The following is a 17,374-nucleotide window of genomic DNA, read 5'->3' as shown; positions in this document are numbered from 1 at the left end:
GTGCCGAAACACCGTATTTGCAGGGGTTGCGTAACCCCCTTCAACAATGGCGATATAGGCGCCTGATAAAAACACCAGGGGTCTTCACATGTTGCTCGCCACGTTGATTCATCGCGCCAGCCTGCCTTGCCCGCAAGTCGGGCCTGTGCCTGCGACGCAGCTACTTGAGCAGCATTACGGCCTGGGTGGGGCGTTGCAGTCCCTCGGCAGCCAGCAAGACCTCAACTACCGTATCGACAGCGAGCGTGGCCGTTTTGTGCTGAAAATCTGCCGGGGCGACTACGCCGCCGTCGAGTTGCAGGCCCAGCACGCAGCCCTCAAGCATCTGCAGGAACATTCGGATGTACGGGTGCCCAAGGTGATCTCGTCGCTGGCTGGCGAAGAACTGCTGACCGAGACCGTCGCCGGGCAAGCCGTGCACCTGCGGTTGCTGGACTACATCGACGGCCAGCCGCTGACCCATCTGCCCCATCTGGGGCGCGAGGTGATCGCAGGCTTCGGCGAACTCTGCGGGCGGATGAACCAGGCGCTGGCCGACTTCGAGCATCCGGGCCTGGAACGTACCCTGCAATGGGACCCACGCCATGCCCTTGAGCTGATCACTCATTTGCTGTCGACCCTCGAAAACCTCCCGCATCGGGCCGGACTGGAGCGCGTGGTGGAGCAGGTAGGGCAGCGTCTGCGGCCGTTGGCCGACCGCCTGCCCTGGCAAGCCGTGCACATGGACATCACCGATGACAACGTGGTCTGGCAGCGCGATGCCCAGCGGCATTGGCAGATTGAGGGGGTGATCGATTTTGGCGACCTGGTGCGCACCTGGCGCATTGCCGACCTGTCGGTGACCTGCGCGGCGCTGCTGCATCATGCCGAGGGAGATCCGTTCGCGATCCTGCCGGCGATCCAGGCGTGCCACCGGATCACGCCGTTGCAGCGCGAAGAGTTGCAGGTGCTATGGCCGCTGATCGTCGCGCGGGCCGCGGTGTTGGTGCTGAGCAGTGAACAGCAGCAACGCCTGGACCCGGATAACGCCTACCTGTTGAAGAATGCCGAGCATGAGTGGGAAATTTTCCACGTAGCCACCTCGGTGCCCTTTGAATTGATGGAGGCGGCGATCCTGAACTGTGTCGGCGCCGAATTGCCGCCGATTGTCGGTGAAGGCTTCGCGCCTTTGTTGCCGGGGCTCGTTGGGCGTGAATTCGCGTTGATCGATCTGGGCGTGCTCAGCCCGCATTTCGAGGCCGGTAACTGGGAGCAGGAGGGCATTGATCGCCGATTGCTGGAACAAGCGGCCGTGGTCCATGGCCTGGCAGCCAGTCGTTATGGTCAATACCGTCTGTCCCGCACCCAACCCGACAGTGCCGTCGAGCCCGACACCTTCGCGCTTCACGTAGAGCTGCACATGCCCTTGGGCGCCACGGTGGAAGCACCGTTCGCCGGCACCTTGCGCCATGGCGCCGACGGCCTGCTGAGCCTGCATAGCGCCCAGTTGAGTGTTCGGTTGTGGGGCGTGAACGCCTTGTTGAAGCACGGCGCCGCAGTGGTAAAAGGCCAGGTAATCGGCGACGTGGTCGCGCCGCTGACAGTACAACTGTGCCGCGCCGAGCTTGAGCCACCGCTGTTCTGCACGCCTTCCCGGGCGGCGGCATGGCAAACGCTCTGCCCATCCCCGGCCACGTTGCTGGGACTGGCCTGCGACGCCGAGCCGGAGCTGGACCCCGAAGCCCTGCTGGCGCGCCGGGACGCCAGCTTCGCCCGCTCGCAGAAGCACTATTACGTCGACCCGCCGCGCATCGAGCGCGGCTGGCGCAACCATTTGATCGACATGCAGGGCCGTTCCTACCTCGACATGCTCAACAACGTCGCCGTCCTCGGCCACGGTCACCCGCGCATGGCCGAGGTGGCGGCGCGGCAATGGTCGCTGCTCAACACCAACTCGCGCTTCCACTATGCGGCGATTGCCGAATTCTCCGAGCGTTTGCTGGCGCTGGCGCCGGACTCCATGGACCGGGTGTTCCTGGTCAACAGCGGTACCGAGGCCAACGACCTGGCGATTCGCCTGGCCTGGGCCTACAGCGGCGGGCGCGACATGCTCAGCGTGCTGGAGGCGTACCACGGCTGGTCGGTGGCGGCGGATGCGGTGTCGACTTCGATTGCCGACAACCCCCAGGCCTTGAGCAGCCGCCCGGACTGGGTGCACCCGGTGACCGCGCCGAATACCTATCGCGGCGAGTTTCGCGGGCAGGACAGCGCCCCCGACTACGTACGCAGCGTGGAACACAACCTGGCGAAAATCGCCGCGCAGAATCGCCAGCTGGCGGGTTTCATTTGCGAGCCGGTGTATGGCAATGCCGGCGGGATTTCCTTGCCGCCGGGATATTTGCAGCAGGTGTACGCGCTGGTTCGTGAGCAGGGCGGCGTGTGCATCGCCGACGAAGTGCAGGTGGGCTACGGCCGCATGGGGCATTTCTTCTGGGGCTTTGAAGAGCAGGGCGTGGTGCCGGACATCATCACCATGGCCAAGGGCATGGGCAATGGCCAGCCGTTGGGCGCGGTGATCACCCGCCGGGAAATCGCCGAGGCGCTGGAGGCCGAGGGTTACTTCTTCTCCTCATCGGGAGGCAGCCCGGTGAGTTGCCGGATCGGCATGGCGGTGCTGGATGTGATGGAGGAAGAAAAGCTGTGGGAAAACGCCCAGGAGGTGGGCGGACACTTCAAGGCGCGGTTGGAGGCGCTGGTCGAGCAGTATCCATTGGTGGGCGCAGTGCATGGTTCCGGGTTTTACCTGGGGCTGGAATTGGTCCGCGATCGACAGACCCTGGAACCGGCCACCGAAGAGACCGCGCTGCTGTGTGACCGGCTGCGGGAGCTGGGGATCTTCATGCAACCCACCGGCGACTACCTGAACATCCTCAAGATCAAGCCGCCGATGGTCACCTCACGGCACAGTGTGGATTTCTTCGTCGACATGCTGGCGAAGGTTCTGGAGGAAGGCTTGTAACAATAAACTCGATTGTTATCGGTAAAATTTGATCATTTTTCGATGGGCGGATATTTAATAGCTTCAAAAGCCGATTTTTATCCGCTATAAAGGCGTCCACTTGCCCGCCGCCGAGGAGATGATTCATGAGCCGTATCGTTACCGTTGCCGCGACCCAGATGGCTTGTTCCTGGGACCTTGATGCCAATCTCGAAACCGCTGAAAGGCTGGTGCGTGAGGCCGCCGCCAAGGGCGCGCAGATCATCCTGATCCAGGAGCTGTTCGAGGCCCCGTACTTCTGCCAGAAGCCGAACCCGGACTACCTGCAACTGGCGACCACGGTTGAAGATAACGTCGCGATCAAGCACTTCCAGAAGGTCGCCCGGGAACTGCAGGTGGTGTTGCCCATCAGTTTCTATGAACTGGCCGGCCGCGCGCGTTTCAACAGCATTGCGATCATCGACGCGGACGGCTCCAACCTCGGGATTTATCGGAAAAGCCACATCCCGGACGGCCCGGGCTACCATGAAAAGTATTACTTCAACCCCGGCGACACCGGCTTCAAGGTGTGGAACACCCGCTACGCGAAGATCGGCGTGGGCATCTGCTGGGACCAGTGGTTCCCGGAAGCCGCCCGCAGCATGGCGCTGCAAGGCGCGGAAATCCTGTTCTACCCGACCGCCATCGGCAGTGAGCCCCACGACAAGACAATTTCGTCCCGCGACCACTGGCAGCGGGTACAGCAAGGCCATGCCGGCGCCAACCTGATGCCGCTGATCGCCAGCAACCGCATCGGTAACGAAGAGCAAGACGGCTACGACATCACCTTCTACGGCTCGTCCTTCATTGCCAATCAGTTCGGCGAGAAAGTAGAAGAACTCAACGAAACCGAAGAAGGCATCCTGGTGCACCGCTTCGATCTCGATGAACTTGAACACATTCGCAGCGCCTGGGGTTCGTTCCGCGACCGCCGTCCGAACCTGTATGGTGCGCTTAAAACCCTCGACGGTTCCCTGGAGTCCTGAATCGCCATGACCACTTTGCACAGCACCCCCCGCGCCGACGGCTTCTACATGCCTGCCGAATGGGCGCCACAGACCCAGACCTGGATGATCTGGCCCGAACGCCCGGACAACTGGCGCCTGGGCGGCAAGCCGGCGCAGGCCGCCCATGTGGCGGTGGCCAAGGCCATCGCACGTTTTGAACCGGTGACCGTGGCGGTCTCGGCCGGCCAGTACGAAAACGCCCGGGCGCGCCTGGACGTGCCGAATATTCGCCTGGTGGAAATGTCCAGCGACGACGCCTGGGTCCGCGATACCGGACCGACCTTCGTGATCAACAACAGCGGTGAAGTGCGTGGTGTGAACTGGGACTTCAACGCCTGGGGCGGTTTTGATGGTGGCTTGTACTCGCCGTGGAACCGCGACTCCCAGGTGGGCGGCAAGATCCTCGAGATCGAGCGCAGCCCGCGTTATCGCACCGAAGGGTTTGTGCTGGAAGGCGGTTCGATCCACGTCGACGGCGAAGGCACCCTGATCACCACCGAAGAATGCCTGCTTAACCGCAATCGCAACCCGCACCTGCAGCGTGAGGAAATCGAAGCGGTGCTCAGCGCCAACCTGGCGGTGGATAAGATCATCTGGTTGCCGGATGGCCTGTTCAACGACGAAACCGACGGGCATGTGGATAACTTCTGCTGCTACGTGCGCCCGGGCGAAGTGTTGCTGGCCTGGACCGACGACCCGCAAGACCCGAACTATGCGCGCTGCCATGCCGCCATGGACGTACTGCAAAGCAGCACCGACGCCCAGGGCCGCTCGTTCACAGTGCATAAAATGCCGATCCCGGGGCCGCTGTACGCCACCGAGGAAGAATGCGCAGGCGTGGACCCGGTAGACGGCACCCAGGAGCGCAATCCCACCGTGCGGTTGGCCGGTTCCTACGTCAACTTCCTTATCGTCAACGGTGGCATCATCGCGCCGAGCTTCGACGACCCGCTGGACAGCCGCGCCAAGGAGATTCTGCAGAACCTGTTCCCGCAGCATGAAGTGGTGATGGTGCCTGGCCGCGAACTGTTACTGGGGGGCGGTAACATCCACTGCCTGACCCAACAGCAGCCGGCGCCGCACAAAAACTGAGTGCACTTGTAACAGCCTGGTGCCGGGTTTAACGGCAATCGAGTGCGCCATGTTTTGCGCGCTCACAGCAAGCCCGCGGCCCGTCAGGTTCGCGGGCTTTTTTGTGTGCAAGTGCCGACAAACCGGGCACATTGGCATAGCTCTTGTATCGCTGTTGCGACACACAGCACGGTGTATGACTAAGCGGTTCTGTCATAAACCTTGAGTAAGTTAGCCGCTCATGCCGTCGGAGAGAGCGCTGAAATGAATGCCGATATCAACCTGATGTACACGCGCACGTTCCACCCTTTGCGGGTGAACGGTGACGCGATCCACGCGCTGGCGCTCTGGTTGAAGGCAAACGGTTCGCGGCAGATCAGGACGCCCGACCCGCGCCGGGTGATGAGCGAACGGTACCCGGCGGGGCTGTTCAGCGAGGACGAGGTGCAGGCGTTGTGTGAATTGATGCAAGGCTGAACGATCACAGAGATCAAATGTGGGAGCTGGCTTGCCTGCGATAGCGGTGTATCAGCCAAATATTCACTACCTGACCTACCGCTATCGCAGGCAAGCCAGCTCCCACACTGACTGCATTTCTCCCGATGAACCTTAAAAGCTATAGGTTCCGGTCACCACCAGACTGCGCGGGTCGCCGAACTGAATCTGCGCCGCACTCGTCGCTGACGCGTAGTACGTCTTGTCGCTGATATTGTTCAGCGCCGCCCGCACATCCCATTCCTTCTGGCGGAACCCCGCCAGTGCGTCCCAACGCCCATAGCCCGGCAACAATACCGTGTTGGCGTTATCCGCATAGCGCTCACCCACCAGCGTCAGCCCGGTTTCCGCGTACCAGCCCATCCCCGGTTTCCAGGTGACGAACAGGCTCGCGTTGCGCTTGGCCACGTCGCTGATGCGCTTGCCTTCAAAGCCATTGTTGTCTTTCACCACCGTGGCGTCCTGCAGGCCGACGCCACCGCGCACGTACCAGTTGCCGACGATCTTGCCGGTAGCGGTCAACTCCACGCCACGGGAACGCTGCTCGCCGCTGAGCAGGGTGATGGTCGGGTCCAGAGGGTCGCGGGTGCGGCGGTTGTAGAGCTCCAGTTCATACACCGCCAGGGTGGTGCTCAGGCGGTCGTCGAGCCAGTCGCTCTTGACCCCGATTTCCTTCTGTTTGGTCAGCTCCGGGCTCAGGTCGTTGGCGTTGCCCGTGGCATTGGGCGTGATGCCGATCAGGCCGCCGCCGGTCGGCGAGAACGTCTTGCTCCACGAGGCATAGAACGAATGGTGTTCCAGCGGCGTCCAGACCAGGCCCACGCGCGGGCTGGTGCTGTGGCTCACGACCTGTTCCGAGGCGTTGGTCAGTTTGTTGGTGGACTCCACATCAAAGCGGTCATAGCGCAAACCGGCGAGCAGTTGCCATTGATCGTTCAGGCGCAGTTGGTCCTGCACATACACGCCCTGGCTTTGCGCTTCGGTGTGACTGCTGCTGAATGCCGGCAGGCGACCGTAGTGGCGCAGGTCCGGGTTGGGGTTGTACACATCCACGCTCGGCACAGCGGCGAGCGGCGCTCGATAGAGTTTCGGGTCACGGCGCTGGTTGCCCAATTCCACTCCGGTGAGCAAGCGATGCTCCAGGCCGAAGGTGGTGAAGCCGCCTTCCAGTTCGACGTTGTTGAGGATGTTGCGGGTGGTCAAGTCCTGCTGCCAGCGCTGGCGCCCGACCTTGCCGGTTTTTGGGTCGTAGCTGACGGCGTAAGTGTTATCGAAGTCGCTGTCCAGGGTGAACACGCCCAACGTATGGCGCAGTTGCCAACTGTCGTTCAGCTCATAGGCAAGCCGCGAACGCAGGGATTGGGACGTGTCGTCGATGTAATCGCGCTTGTCACCATAAGTGGTGCCGCGGCTGACATCCGCCGGCCGCCCATTGACCCCGGGAATGCCTCGGTCCGGCGTGCGGTTGTAGCGGCTGTATTCGTACTGCACCAGCCAGTTCAGGTCGGGGCTCAGTTGCCAGCTCATGGACGGCGCAAACAGTTGGCGATTGCCGCTGACGCCGTCGCGGAAACTGTTGTTGTCCTGGTTGCCCATGTTCAGGCGCAGGCTGATGGTGTCGGTGGGGTCGGTGCTGAGGTCGGCGTACAGGCTGCGCAAATCATTGCTGCCGCCCTGGGCCTCGATGCTGGAGGCGCGACCGGCCTGGGGCAGCTTGCTCACACGGTTGACGATGCCGCCCTGGCCGCCGCGGCCGTACAACACGGCTGCCGGGCCCTTGAGTACTTCGATGCGTTCGATGTTGTGCAGGTCGCGCACGTATTGGCTGTCGTCGCGAACACCGTCCAGGTAGAAGTCGTTGCTGGCGTCGAAGCCGCGGATGCGCAGGCTGTCGAACCGTGTGTCGGCGCCGCTGCTGACGTTGGGTATACCGCTCAAGGCCTGGCCCAGGTCATTGGTGCCGTAGGAACGCAGGCTGTCGGTTTTTACCGAGTCGATGGCCTGGGGCACATAACGCACGGGTGTGGCGGTGCGGGTGGCGGTGCTGGTTTCCTTGACGCGCGGGTCGTCCTCGTCAGCTTCGGCGCTCACGGAGGTTTCCGGCAGGACAGTGGCAGCGCAGGTAAATCCGGCAGACAGCAGGACAGAGAGCCCAAGGGTCATGGGCGTCAGGCGAAGGGCAGGCATTGGGGTGTGTATCCAAAAAGGTTGGCAGGATAAAAGCGCGTTAATGATAATGCTTACTATTTGCGCAGGTTATCTATTCCTGGGCGGACCTTTCTGAAAAATGTTACGGCGTATGTTTTTCAAGGGTATTCGACCGATTCTCGAAACAGTCTGAAAGCCGATCCGGGGTTTTTCCCAATTGTGCGTAAGACTAATCTGCCGGTCATCAACATCCATCGGAGCCCGCCATGTCGGCAGCCACACTTCACTACATTTACGACCCGCTGTGCGGCTGGTGTTACGGCGCCGAGCCGCTGCTGAGCGCCGCCCGGAGCGTGTTATCAATCCAGTTGCACGGCGGCGGCATGATGACCGGCGCGAATCGCCAATCCGTATCGCCGCAGTTGCGTGACTACGTAATGCCCCATGATCGGCGCATCGCCGAGTACACCGGGCAACCGTTTGGCGAGGCGTATTTCGAAGGTTTGTTGCGGGACCACGGTGCGGTGTTCGATTCAGCCCCGCCGACCAGCGCCGTGCTGGCCGCAGAAAAAATCGCCGGTCGAGGCCTGGAACTGCTGGCGCGTCTGCAAACGGCGCACTACGTCGAAGGTCGCCGAATTGCCGATAAGGACGTGCTGCTGACCCTGGCCGAATCCATCGGTTTGGATCCCCAAGCCTTCACCGCCGCTTTCAGTGAAATCCTTGGCGCAGCAACTCAAGCGCACATCAATGACAGCCGCCAATGGCTGGCAAAAGTCGGCGGCCAGGGCTTCCCCACACTGGCCCTGGAGCAGAATGGGCAACTGCAATTGCTCGATATCAGCCCCTGGTTGGGCAAGCCAGAAGCCTTCGTTGAGTGGCTGAGACAAAGAGTCGCAATTTCGATTCAACCCACCCAATCGAGTGCACCAATGTGTGGCCTGCAGGGGTGTGCAGATCCAGGAAGCGCTTGATAGAGCCTTGCGCAATGATGGCTATTTAATGTTTCTTAGACTTTTTTAGCCTAAATACAGAAGATTCACGAAATTGACACACAGTAAAGGGCGCGGATAGGATTCGCCCCAACGCCTGTGGCTAACCGCCATGACTTCCCCAATAAAAAAAGGCCCGCGGCATTTCACGTCGTCCGCGGGCCTTTTTTTATCTGGGAAAGTCGACACCAGAAAAGCAACACGGAGCCTGGTGTCACAGCGCGTACTCAACCAGTAATAAGGAATATAAGAAAATGTTGAAGCAACGGATGGGGCTGATCGCTCTGGGGATTTTGAGCGCTACGCAAGCAATGGCTGACGACCAATCCCAATCGAAGGGTTTTGTTGAAGACAGCCACCTGAACATCGCGGCACGCAACGCGTACATCAGCCGCGACTACAAAAACGGCAAGCAAGACAAAGCCGAATGGGGCCAGGGCTTCATCGGCAAGTTCGAATCCGGCTTCACCCAAGGCACCGTTGGTGTGGGTGTGGACGTGATCGGCCAATACGCCATTCGCCTGGATGGTGGTAAAGGTCGCAGCGGCGCTGGCGGTATCGACTTCTTCAAGCAAGGCGACAGCGGCGAAGCGGCCAACGACCTGGCCAAGGGCGGCGCTGCCGTCAAGGCACGCATCTCCAACACCGTGATCAAGTACGGTGATCAGATGCCAGCCGTGCCGGTCCTGGAATACGACAACTCCCGCCTGTTGTCCGAAACCTATACCGGTACCTCGATCGTCTCCAAAGAAATCGCCGGCCTGCAACTGGACGCTGGTCACTTCACCAAGGAAGCTCGCAAGAGCGCCGAGGGTTCCGACAGTGGCGCGCTGAAAAGCATCGACTACATCGGCGGTAGCTACAAATTCACCGAAAGCCTGTCGGCAGCGCTCTACGCTTCCAACATGCAGGACGTGCTGAAGAAGCAATACGTCAACGTCAACTACGTGCTGGCCCTGCCAGAGAAGCAATCGTTGACCTTCGACTTCAACGGCTACAAGACCAAGCTCGACCGTAGCTTCGCCCTGGAAAACCAAGGTGACGCCGACGCTCGCGACAACAAAATCTGGAGCCTGGGCGCCACGTGGGCCGTTGGCCCGCACAGCTTCACCGTGGCTCACCAGCGCAGCACCGGTGACACCGGTTACCTGTACGGCGGCTACCGCAACGCAGGCGGCATCGGCGACGGTGGCAACACCATCCTGCTGGCCAACTCCTACTGGTCTGACTTCAACGGCAAGGACGAGCGCTCCTGGCAAGCAGGCTACGGCCTGGACTTCAGCGCCTTCGGCGTGCCTGGCCTGACCTACAACATCGCCTACGTGCGCGGCACCAACATTGACGACGGTTCCAACCGCGGCAGTGGCACCGAGCGTGAAATCTTCAACCAGTTCAAATACGTAGTACAGAGCGGCCCGGCAAAAGACCTGAGCCTGCGTGCCCGTGCGTCGTGGTTGCGCGTTTCCAACAACGCCAGCAACTACAACGTGGGTGGTAACGAGATCCGCCTGTTTGCCGACTACCCAATCAACGTTTTCTAATTGATTCGGCGTCGCGCCTGATTCAAGGCGATAAAAAACCCCGACTGGTTCGGGGTTTTTTTATGCCTGCGATCAGCGCTTGCTGGCGGCTGCGATGATCACATCTGCGACCTTTTGCGGCTGCGACAGCATCGGCACATGGCTGGCTTGCACCACGGTGGTGGTGGCATTGATTTTCTTCGCGTAGGCCTGCTCCAGGCCCGGGTCGATCATGCGGTCCTTGGCGGCGACGATGTAATAGTTGGGTTTGGTTTTCCAGGCGGCGACCGTGATTTTATCGTCGAACGCCTTGCCCAGAATCGGCCCCTGGGTCACGGCAATCAGGTTGGCCTGGTCGGCAGGCAAGTCCTGGGCGAAGTTTTTCGCCACGGACGCGGCGGGCAAATACAGGTAGCCGGAAGCGTCGGCACTGATGGTCTCGATACCCGGCGGGGTTGGGTAGCCTTTCTCGGACTCGGCAGAACTCTGGCCCTCGGACGGCGCGAACGCGGCCACATAAACCAGTGCCTTGACCTTGTCGCTGGTGCCGCCCTGTGTGATCACACTGCCGGCCCACGAATGGCCCACCAGAACCACTCGCCCACTCTGGGCATCAATCACCCGCTGGGCGGCGGCCACATCATCGGCCAGGGACGTCAGCGGGTTTTGCACCGCCACCACCTTCAAGCCTTTGGCCTGCAACAACGGAATCACCTTGTTCCAGCTGGAGCCATCGGCAAAGGCGCCGTGCACCAGCACCACGGTGGTGTCCGATAGCGCCGGGGTGGCTGCATAGGCGTGGCCGGTGAGTATCGCGGCGGCCATCAGTGTAGGCAGCAACAGGGTTTTGACTGTGGATTTAAGCATGTGGGGCACGTCCGTAAGTGAGGGGTTATCGGCCAGCACTCAAGGCGTTTGCAGCCTGCCTTAAGCATGTAGGCAAGACGCGCGGGGAGGGCGGTTATTCCAGGGAGCAGTAAAAAAACGCAGCGCCGGACGTCTCGATTGATTACATAGCATCACTAATGAAGTACTCCGCCCCACCTTTATCCACCTCAGGCAACCTCTTAAATTGGCCTCACTGCCTGCCCACCATGTCGATGGGCAAGTCACTGGAGCCTTGTCATGCCATTTGTCAGCGTACGTATCACCCGCGACGGCGTTACCTCGGAGCAGAAAGCCCAGGTCATTGCCGAGATCACCGAAACCCTCGAACGCGTCCTCAATAAACGCCCCGACCTGACCCACATCGTCATCGAAGAAGTCGACACCGATAACTGGGGCTACGCCGGCATCACCACCACCCAGTACCGCAAACAGCTCGCGGAAAACCCGTCATGAGCACGCCTGTCACCATCGACTTCATCTCCGACGTGGTGTGCCCGTGGTGCGCCCTCGGCGCCACCGCCCTGGAGCAAGCCATCGACAACCTGGCGGGCGAAGTGAAGGTTGAACTGACCTTCAAACCCTTCGAACTCAACCCCGACATGCCGGCCGAAGGCGAAAACGCCGTTGCCCACATGATGCGCAAATACGGGCGCAGCGCTGAAGAAGTTGCCAGCGGCAAAAGGATGTTGATGGAGCGGGGTGCGGCCATCGGCTTCACCTTCGACCTGGAAAAGCGCAGCCACTTCTACAACACCTTCGACGCCCATCGGTTGCTGTTTTGGGCGTTGCAGCAAGGGCGCCAGCTCGAGCTGAAAAAGGCGCTGTTGCGCGGGTATTTCAGCGATGGCCAGAACGTCAGCGATCACGAAACCCTGGCGGGTCTGGCCGCCGAAGCCGGGCTGGATATTGAAGGCGCACGACGGGTGCTGGGCTCTACCGCCTACGCCAATGAAGTGCGCGAGCTGGAAGCGTTCTACCGCGAGCACGGCATCAACTCCGTACCGGCCATGGTCCTCAATGGCCGCCAGCTGGTCTCCGGGTCGCAATCAGTCAGTTACTACGAACAGATGCTGCGGGAAATGTCCGCCGCGGCTGCTTGAACCATCCCATTTTCCCTATAGAGGTTTCATCATGAGCAATTCGAAAAAAGTCGTTGTGATCACCGGTGCATCCCAAGGCCTGGGCGCTGCTGCAGTGAAGGCTTACCGCGAGCTGGATTACCGCGTGGTTGCCACCTCCCGGTCGATCAAACCGTCGACGGATCCGGACATCCTCACCGTGGCCGGCGACATCGCCGACCCGGCCACCGCCGAGCGCGTCATCCGCGAAGGCGTAGCGCGTTTTGGCCGCATCGACAGCCTGATCAACAACGCCGGGATCTTCGTTGCCAAACCGTTCACCAGCTACACCCACGAAGACTACGTAAACGTGTTGGCGGTGAACCTGAACGGGTTCTTCTACATCACCCAACTGGCGATTACCGAGATGCTGAAACAGGGCGCCGGGCACATCGTCAACATCACCACCAGTTTGGTGGACCACGCGATTGATGGCGTGCCGTCGGTGCTGGCATCGCTGACCAAAGGGGGGCTGAACTCGGCGACCAAATCGCTGGCGATTGAATACGCCAAGCGCGGCATTCGCGTGAACGCGGTGAGCCCAGGGATTATCAAGACGCCGATGCACGGTGAAGAGACGCATGCGGCGTTGGGCAGCCTGCATCCGGTGGGGCATATGGGTGAAGCACGGGATATTGCGCAGGCGATTGTGTACCTGGAATCGGCTGGGTTTGTGACCGGGGAAATTCTGCATGTGGACGGTGGGCAGAGTGCTGGGCACTAAGCGACGCGGCTGAATAAAAAACGCCCCGGACCGTGATGGTTCGGGGCGTTTTTTGGGTGGCGTGTAATGCGGTCAACCGACTGTTGTAGGGGCAACCTGCTCCAATGCCCGATCTGCCAGCAGTGAACTCAACTCGATCAATTGCTGAATTCCCAATGCCACTGCCCTTTGTGATCCTTCCAGCTCAAATGCCAGGTTCGAAACCATTTCGTTAGCCGACGAGAGGGTTTCTGCTGCATTGGCCAGCAGCGTTTCGGTGTCCACATCGGGACAACTCCCCGGTGTGGATCGGCTACGACCCCAGCCGCACCCGCGACGACGCCACCTGTGTGGTGGTGGCCCCGCCGCTGGAGCAAGGCGGAAAGTTCAGGATCCTGGAAAAGCACTCCTGGCGCGGGCACTCGTTCACCTTCCAGGCGGCCCAGGTCAAGAAACTGTGCGAGCGCTTCAACGTGCAATACATTGGGATCGATATCACCGGTGTGGGGTACGGTGTGTTCGACCTGGTGCGCGACTTCTTCCCGCGGGCCACGCCAATTCACTACAGCCTTGAAACCAAAAATACGCTGGTGCTCAAGGCGCAAGACACGATCCAGGGTTGCCGCATCGAATGGGACGCCGGCTGGAATGACATCGCCGCCGCCTTCCTGACCATCAAGCGCGGCGCGACCACCAGCGGCCAGATCACCTACAGCGCATCGCGCACCGACGCCACCGGCCATGACGACATCGCCTGGGCGGTGATGCACGCGCTGGCCCACGAACCCCTCAACGTCCACAAGAAGCGGCGCAGCCGCTGGTCCACCCTCGAAGGCAGCCATGAACGATCCCAAGCCACACAGCCCGGCAGCAGCTCCGGGAAGCCCCATGCGGCGCAAAGTACAGGCATTCAGCTTCGGCGCGCCCGAGTCGGTGCTGAACGGCAACATGAGCGAGTACCTGGGCGTGTTCGCCAGCGACGACGGGCAGATCTACACACCGCCCGTGTCCCGAACCGGGCTGGCCAAGATGCTGCGTGCCAACGCCCATCACGGCACCATTCCACGCTTCAAACGCAATCTGCTGCTGCGTGACTTTATACCGTCGGCGGGGTGCAGTGCGCAGACCATGGGCCGGGCGGCGCTGGATTTTATGGTATTTGGCGAGGGGTATTTTCAGCGCAAGGCCAACGTCCTGGGCCAGGTGCTGGAGCTGGAGCATCTGCCGGCGCTGAACATGCGCAGAAAGGTTGGCGGTGGGTTTGTAATGCTGCTGCCCGGCGGCAAGCACCTGCACTTCGAGGAGGACCAAGTGGAACACGTCATGGATTACGACGTGGAACAGAACATCTACGGTGTGCCCGACTACCTGGGCGGCATGCACGCGCTGTTGCTCAACGAGTCCGCGACGTTATTCCGGCGCCGGTATTACAACAACGGCGCCCATGCCGGGTTCATCTTCTACACGAACGACCCGAACCTCTCGGAGGAGGATGAAGAGCGGATGCAAAGCCAGATCGGGGCGAGTAAGGGTGTGGGAAATTTTCGGTCGTTGTTCGTCAACATCCCGGGGGGCGGTGACAAGGCGATTCAGATCATTCCGGTGGGAGATATTGCGACCAAGGATGAATTTGAGCGGGTGAAGAACATCACGCGCAATGACGTGATTGCAGCCTGGCGGATGAACCCGGCGCTCGCGGGGTGCATGCCGGAGAATGCGGCGGGGTTTGGGGATATTGAGAAGATTGATCGCGTATATACAAATAATGAAATTTTGCCAATTCGGCATCTATTTTTGCAGATGAATGAGTGTTTAAGGAGCGATTGCAAAATTGATTGGCGTTGATTCAATTTAAAAAGATATGTCCGATGGCGATTATTCAAATAGCAAGAAAATATAAAAAACTGTCATTTCTCACAGGTGTGAAAGAGATGACTTGTATATAGAGTTTCTGTGTGGGACGAAAGGAGGAATATGACTTTCGGACTTTGTTAAATAATAGAGAGTTAAGGAGTTTAAAATGCCAGATCCTAACAAAGAGTATCCGTATATTCTATCAAAAACAAGAACCGACTTGCTGCAGCAGCGCTTTTACTCTGTAGCTCCAGACGTCGTCGCGAAGTATTTTCCAGTTGACCCGTATGGGCGATTGGACTTCACTAAGCATGATACTTTTGATCTGGACTTGCAACGCATGAAAACAGAAGATCCAGGCTTGTTCCAAGAAGTGGCAAGGTTTCTCAGGTCAAATTGTGACCTTTCATTCAATGCTTATTGTTCCGATGAGCAAGTTGCGGGAAGTAATTCATTAATCGACTATTCAATAATGGTAAGTCAAACTAGTGATATCGGTAAATACTTCAGGAGCTGATACGTTATTACTACTGGAGGAGATATCAATAGTATTGGAAGAAGTAACAGAGCCATTCTACAGTGCAGCATGCGCTGTCTGAATGGCTTTGCTCGTCTGTGACGAAGACGAACTCGCACGGTAGGCCTAGGGAGGTGATGTCGTGGCGGGGGAGGGCCAGCGCGCGAAATAGGTTATCGTACGCTGGTCAGACCAATCTATAGCGGGTCAGGTCCATCGGGCAACAAGGCCTGGCCTAAATCGTCGATGATCGCCTTGCCCATTTCGCCCAGGTAATGCGAGGCGAAGGCGTAGTGTTCGCCGTCTTTATCCATGGCGGCTTCGAGCGAAAGCACTTTGGCGTAGTAGAGCAAATGGGCGGCGTGTTCCAGCGCTTCTCGCAGCGGCACCCCTGCATTGACTCGCAATACTTTCATGTCGTGTTTGTTCTCTCCGCAGTCCGCGAAGGTGACCACGCCGAGGGTGGTTACTGAGTGTGGGTCGCTCATTGCTGACCTCCCGTAAGCAAATCGCGGCGGGTGATCACTGAGGTTGGGACGGAAACAAACGATGATGCGTACGGCATAGCTGACTCCTCTTGCGTGAACAAAAAGAGCTGCCCCAAACGTTTCCAGGCGAAAGGTGGCAGCTGTACGCGGGCTGGAAACCGGAGCAAAAGGAACCCGGCAGGCACGAGGCCTCCCACGCACAGCCGCCAAAAAGCACAAACAACGGGCGAAAAGAAGCGCCTGCTGATTGTTTGACGATGCTGTAACGTCCTTAAGCTACGGGTTTCCAGGCCCGGCCGCTGATGAGCAGCGACGGGCTAAGAATATTCGTATGCCACGTGAGCTGCAAGCTAGATGAATCGGGAATAGAGGGCAAAACGCCTGCTTGTCACACGTAAAGGGGACGGATTTATTTATCGCTCTGCACTGTTCCGCCTCAACCCAAAATTTCGCATACAAGGATCGATGCGAGCGTGGTTACAGGAGTGAGGGCTTTCGAAAGGTTTGCAGAGGGGCGTGGGAGCAGGTAGGTGATCAGCGGAAAGTAGAGAGGCTGCCAGATCAGGATCTGTGGTAAGAGCAATCCAGAAACAACAAAGCCCCCGCATTTCTGCGAGGGCTTCGTTTTGTATGGTGCCGGCACCAGGAGTCGAACCCGGGACCTACTGATTACAAGTCAGTTGCTCTACCAACTGAGCTATACCGGCGTGTTAGGGCGACGATTATAGCGATTGGCAGGCATCTGTAAACCCCTGAATTCTGACTATTTTTGCAACCGGCCGGGTTTTCTCTGCGCGGCCTCGTTTCAGCCACCCCAGCCCCGCCAATCCCATGCGCTGGATCACTGGAAAGGCCTGCGTGCAGAAAGCGGCAAGTGCCAGTTCCTGTCCTCGAACAACAACCTCAAGCCCGACGGCCGCCTCACCATCACGTTTTTCCGCGATGCGCAGCAAACCCAGCCGATTCAAACCGAGAACGGCTGGTGTGGCGACGGACCCGACTGGCGATTGCCAGGAGGATTATGAGTTCACCGAGCACCGTATTCGTGGTTAACGCGATTTAGCTTCAGATGAAATTTTGTGGCGAGGGAGCTTGCTCCCGCTGGGCTGCGCAGCAGGCCCAAAACAGTGGGAGCGCTGCGCACTCCAGCGGGAGCAAGCTCCCTCGCCACAGGTTTTGTCGTTCAGCTTTTTAGCTGCCTTCGTTGCATGAATCGGCAAATTTCTTGTACTCAAACACCCGCTTCTGCCCGTGGGAATCCAGGTAGGTCATCCGCGCATTCACCACGCCACACGCCGCGCCTCCATCGTCCACTGTCGACAGTACTTGCTGTACATCCAGCTTGGGGCTGGCCTGGACATGGGCCGAAAAGACGGCAACGTTGAGCAAGGCAAACAGGCTGCTGGCGATGAGGGTGTTGCGGTTCATGGTGGTGTCCTCTGAGGTTCAATAGGGTGTGTGTTGCGTTGGAGCCTATTGAGCGCCCGGGAGGTATCCGGCCTGTGTCATGCACCCCGGCGTTTTGCCTCGGCATGTGTTGAGAAGGGGATTGCATAC

15 protein-coding genes, 1 tRNA gene and 2 pseudogenes are annotated in these 17,374 nt (G+C 59.5%); 12 read left to right on the top strand and 6 right to left on the bottom strand.

The window, feature by feature from the left end; genetic code table 11:
• The first annotated feature begins 88 nt into the window (after positions 1-88).
• The 4 genes from HX811_RS08625 to HX811_RS08610 all read left to right on the top strand — a co-directional run bounded on the left by HX811_RS08625 (position 89) and on the right by HX811_RS08610 (position 5,571).
• Positions 89-2,998 carry an aminotransferase gene (locus HX811_RS08625; protein WP_177045559.1) on the top strand — a complete coding sequence of 970 codons (2,910 nt, stop codon included), beginning with the start codon at positions 89-91 and terminating at the stop codon, positions 2,996-2,998.
• Between the two features lie 125 nt (positions 2,999-3,123).
• Positions 3,124-4,002, top strand: coding sequence for an N-carbamoylputrescine amidase (gene aguB, locus HX811_RS08620; protein WP_008435737.1), 879 nt, complete (start codon positions 3,124-3,126; stop codon positions 4,000-4,002).
• 6 nt (positions 4,003-4,008) lie between these two features.
• Complete coding sequence (aguA, locus tag HX811_RS08615; RefSeq protein WP_102367900.1) at positions 4,009-5,115, top strand: agmatine deiminase; 1,107 nt, start codon at positions 4,009-4,011, stop codon at positions 5,113-5,115.
• A 243-nt stretch (positions 5,116-5,358) separates the two neighbouring features.
• On the top strand, positions 5,359-5,571 hold the full coding sequence (locus HX811_RS08610) for a hypothetical protein (RefSeq protein ID WP_003213240.1): 213 nt from the start codon (positions 5,359-5,361) through the stop codon (positions 5,569-5,571).
• 132 nt (positions 5,572-5,703) lie between these two features.
• Here HX811_RS08610 and HX811_RS08605 read toward each other — a convergent pair whose 3' ends face one another.
• A complete protein-coding gene (locus HX811_RS08605) occupies positions 5,704-7,776 on the bottom strand; it encodes a TonB-dependent siderophore receptor (RefSeq protein ID WP_177045557.1) in 2,073 nt (690 codons plus the stop codon).
• A 227-nt stretch (positions 7,777-8,003) separates the two neighbouring features.
• On the opposite strand from HX811_RS08605, the gene HX811_RS08600 reads away from it, so the two are divergent.
• Complete coding sequence (locus tag HX811_RS08600; protein WP_102367902.1) at positions 8,004-8,711, top strand: DsbA family protein; 708 nt, start codon at positions 8,004-8,006, stop codon at positions 8,709-8,711.
• 272 nt (positions 8,712-8,983) lie between these two features.
• Positions 8,984-10,270 carry an OprD family porin gene (locus tag HX811_RS08595; RefSeq protein ID WP_003218115.1) on the top strand — a complete coding sequence of 429 codons (1,287 nt, stop codon included), beginning with the start codon at positions 8,984-8,986 and terminating at the stop codon, positions 10,268-10,270.
• A 72-nt stretch (positions 10,271-10,342) separates the two neighbouring features.
• Here HX811_RS08595 and HX811_RS08590 read toward each other — a convergent pair whose 3' ends face one another.
• On the bottom strand, positions 10,343-11,116 hold the full coding sequence (locus tag HX811_RS08590) for an alpha/beta fold hydrolase (RefSeq protein ID WP_177045555.1): 774 nt from the start codon (positions 11,114-11,116) through the stop codon (positions 10,343-10,345).
• A gap of 258 nt (positions 11,117-11,374) precedes the next feature.
• Here HX811_RS08590 and HX811_RS08585 point away from each other — a divergent pair, with 258 nt between their 5' ends.
• The 3 genes from HX811_RS08585 to HX811_RS08575 are packed head-to-tail and all read left to right on the top strand — an operon-like array spanning position 11,375 to position 12,979.
• On the top strand, positions 11,375-11,590 hold the full coding sequence (locus tag HX811_RS08585; protein WP_003218111.1) for a 4-oxalocrotonate tautomerase family protein: 216 nt from the start codon (positions 11,375-11,377) through the stop codon (positions 11,588-11,590).
• Positions 11,587-12,237, top strand: a complete 651-nt coding sequence (locus HX811_RS08580) for a DsbA family oxidoreductase (protein WP_008435730.1) — start codon at positions 11,587-11,589, stop codon at positions 12,235-12,237. The genes HX811_RS08585 and HX811_RS08580 overlap by 4 nt, the downstream gene beginning before the upstream one ends.
• A gap of 31 nt (positions 12,238-12,268) precedes the next feature.
• Positions 12,269-12,979: an SDR family NAD(P)-dependent oxidoreductase gene (locus HX811_RS08575; RefSeq protein WP_003218108.1), complete on the top strand. Its 711-nt coding sequence runs from the start codon at positions 12,269-12,271 to the stop codon at positions 12,977-12,979.
• Between the two features lie 72 nt (positions 12,980-13,051).
• Here the strand turns inward: HX811_RS08575 and HX811_RS08570 are convergent.
• Positions 13,052-13,249, bottom strand: a pseudogene (locus HX811_RS08570) (DUF6124 family protein); the annotation flags it as partial.
• Between the two features lie 2 nt (positions 13,250-13,251).
• On the opposite strand from HX811_RS08570, the pseudogene HX811_RS08565 reads away from it, so the two are divergent.
• From HX811_RS08565 to HX811_RS08560, 3 genes and pseudogenes are all read left to right on the top strand, one after another.
• Positions 13,252-14,052: pseudogene (locus tag HX811_RS08565) on the top strand (terminase); the annotation flags it as partial.
• Complete coding sequence (locus HX811_RS31960) at positions 13,964-14,803, top strand: phage portal protein (protein WP_371132396.1); 840 nt, start codon at positions 13,964-13,966, stop codon at positions 14,801-14,803. The pseudogene HX811_RS08565 and the gene HX811_RS31960, both read left to right, overlap by 89 nt.
• Positions 14,804-14,978: 175 nt before the next feature.
• Positions 14,979-15,329 carry a hypothetical protein gene (locus HX811_RS08560; RefSeq protein WP_177045552.1) on the top strand — a complete coding sequence of 117 codons (351 nt, stop codon included), beginning with the start codon at positions 14,979-14,981 and terminating at the stop codon, positions 15,327-15,329.
• A gap of 197 nt (positions 15,330-15,526) precedes the next feature.
• On the opposite strand, the gene HX811_RS08555 is transcribed toward HX811_RS08560, so the two are convergent.
• The 3 genes from HX811_RS08555 to HX811_RS08545 all read right to left on the bottom strand — a co-directional run bounded on the left by HX811_RS08555 (position 15,527) and on the right by HX811_RS08545 (position 17,245).
• Complete coding sequence (locus tag HX811_RS08555; RefSeq protein WP_177045550.1) at positions 15,527-15,817, bottom strand: DUF3077 domain-containing protein; 291 nt, start codon at positions 15,815-15,817, stop codon at positions 15,527-15,529.
• Between the two features lie 631 nt (positions 15,818-16,448).
• A tRNA-Thr gene (locus HX811_RS08550) sits at positions 16,449-16,524 on the bottom strand.
• A 484-nt stretch (positions 16,525-17,008) separates the two neighbouring features.
• Positions 17,009-17,245 carry a DUF2790 domain-containing protein gene (locus HX811_RS08545; RefSeq protein ID WP_177045548.1) on the bottom strand — a complete coding sequence of 79 codons (237 nt, stop codon included), beginning with the start codon at positions 17,243-17,245 and terminating at the stop codon, positions 17,009-17,011.
• Between the last annotated feature and the right edge of the window lie 129 nt (positions 17,246-17,374).

The organism is Pseudomonas sp. F8002 (assembly GCF_013385495.1).
Taxonomy (GTDB): Bacteria; Pseudomonadota; Gammaproteobacteria; order Pseudomonadales; family Pseudomonadaceae; genus Aquipseudomonas.
This window is presented reverse-complemented; position numbering and strand designations above follow the sequence as displayed.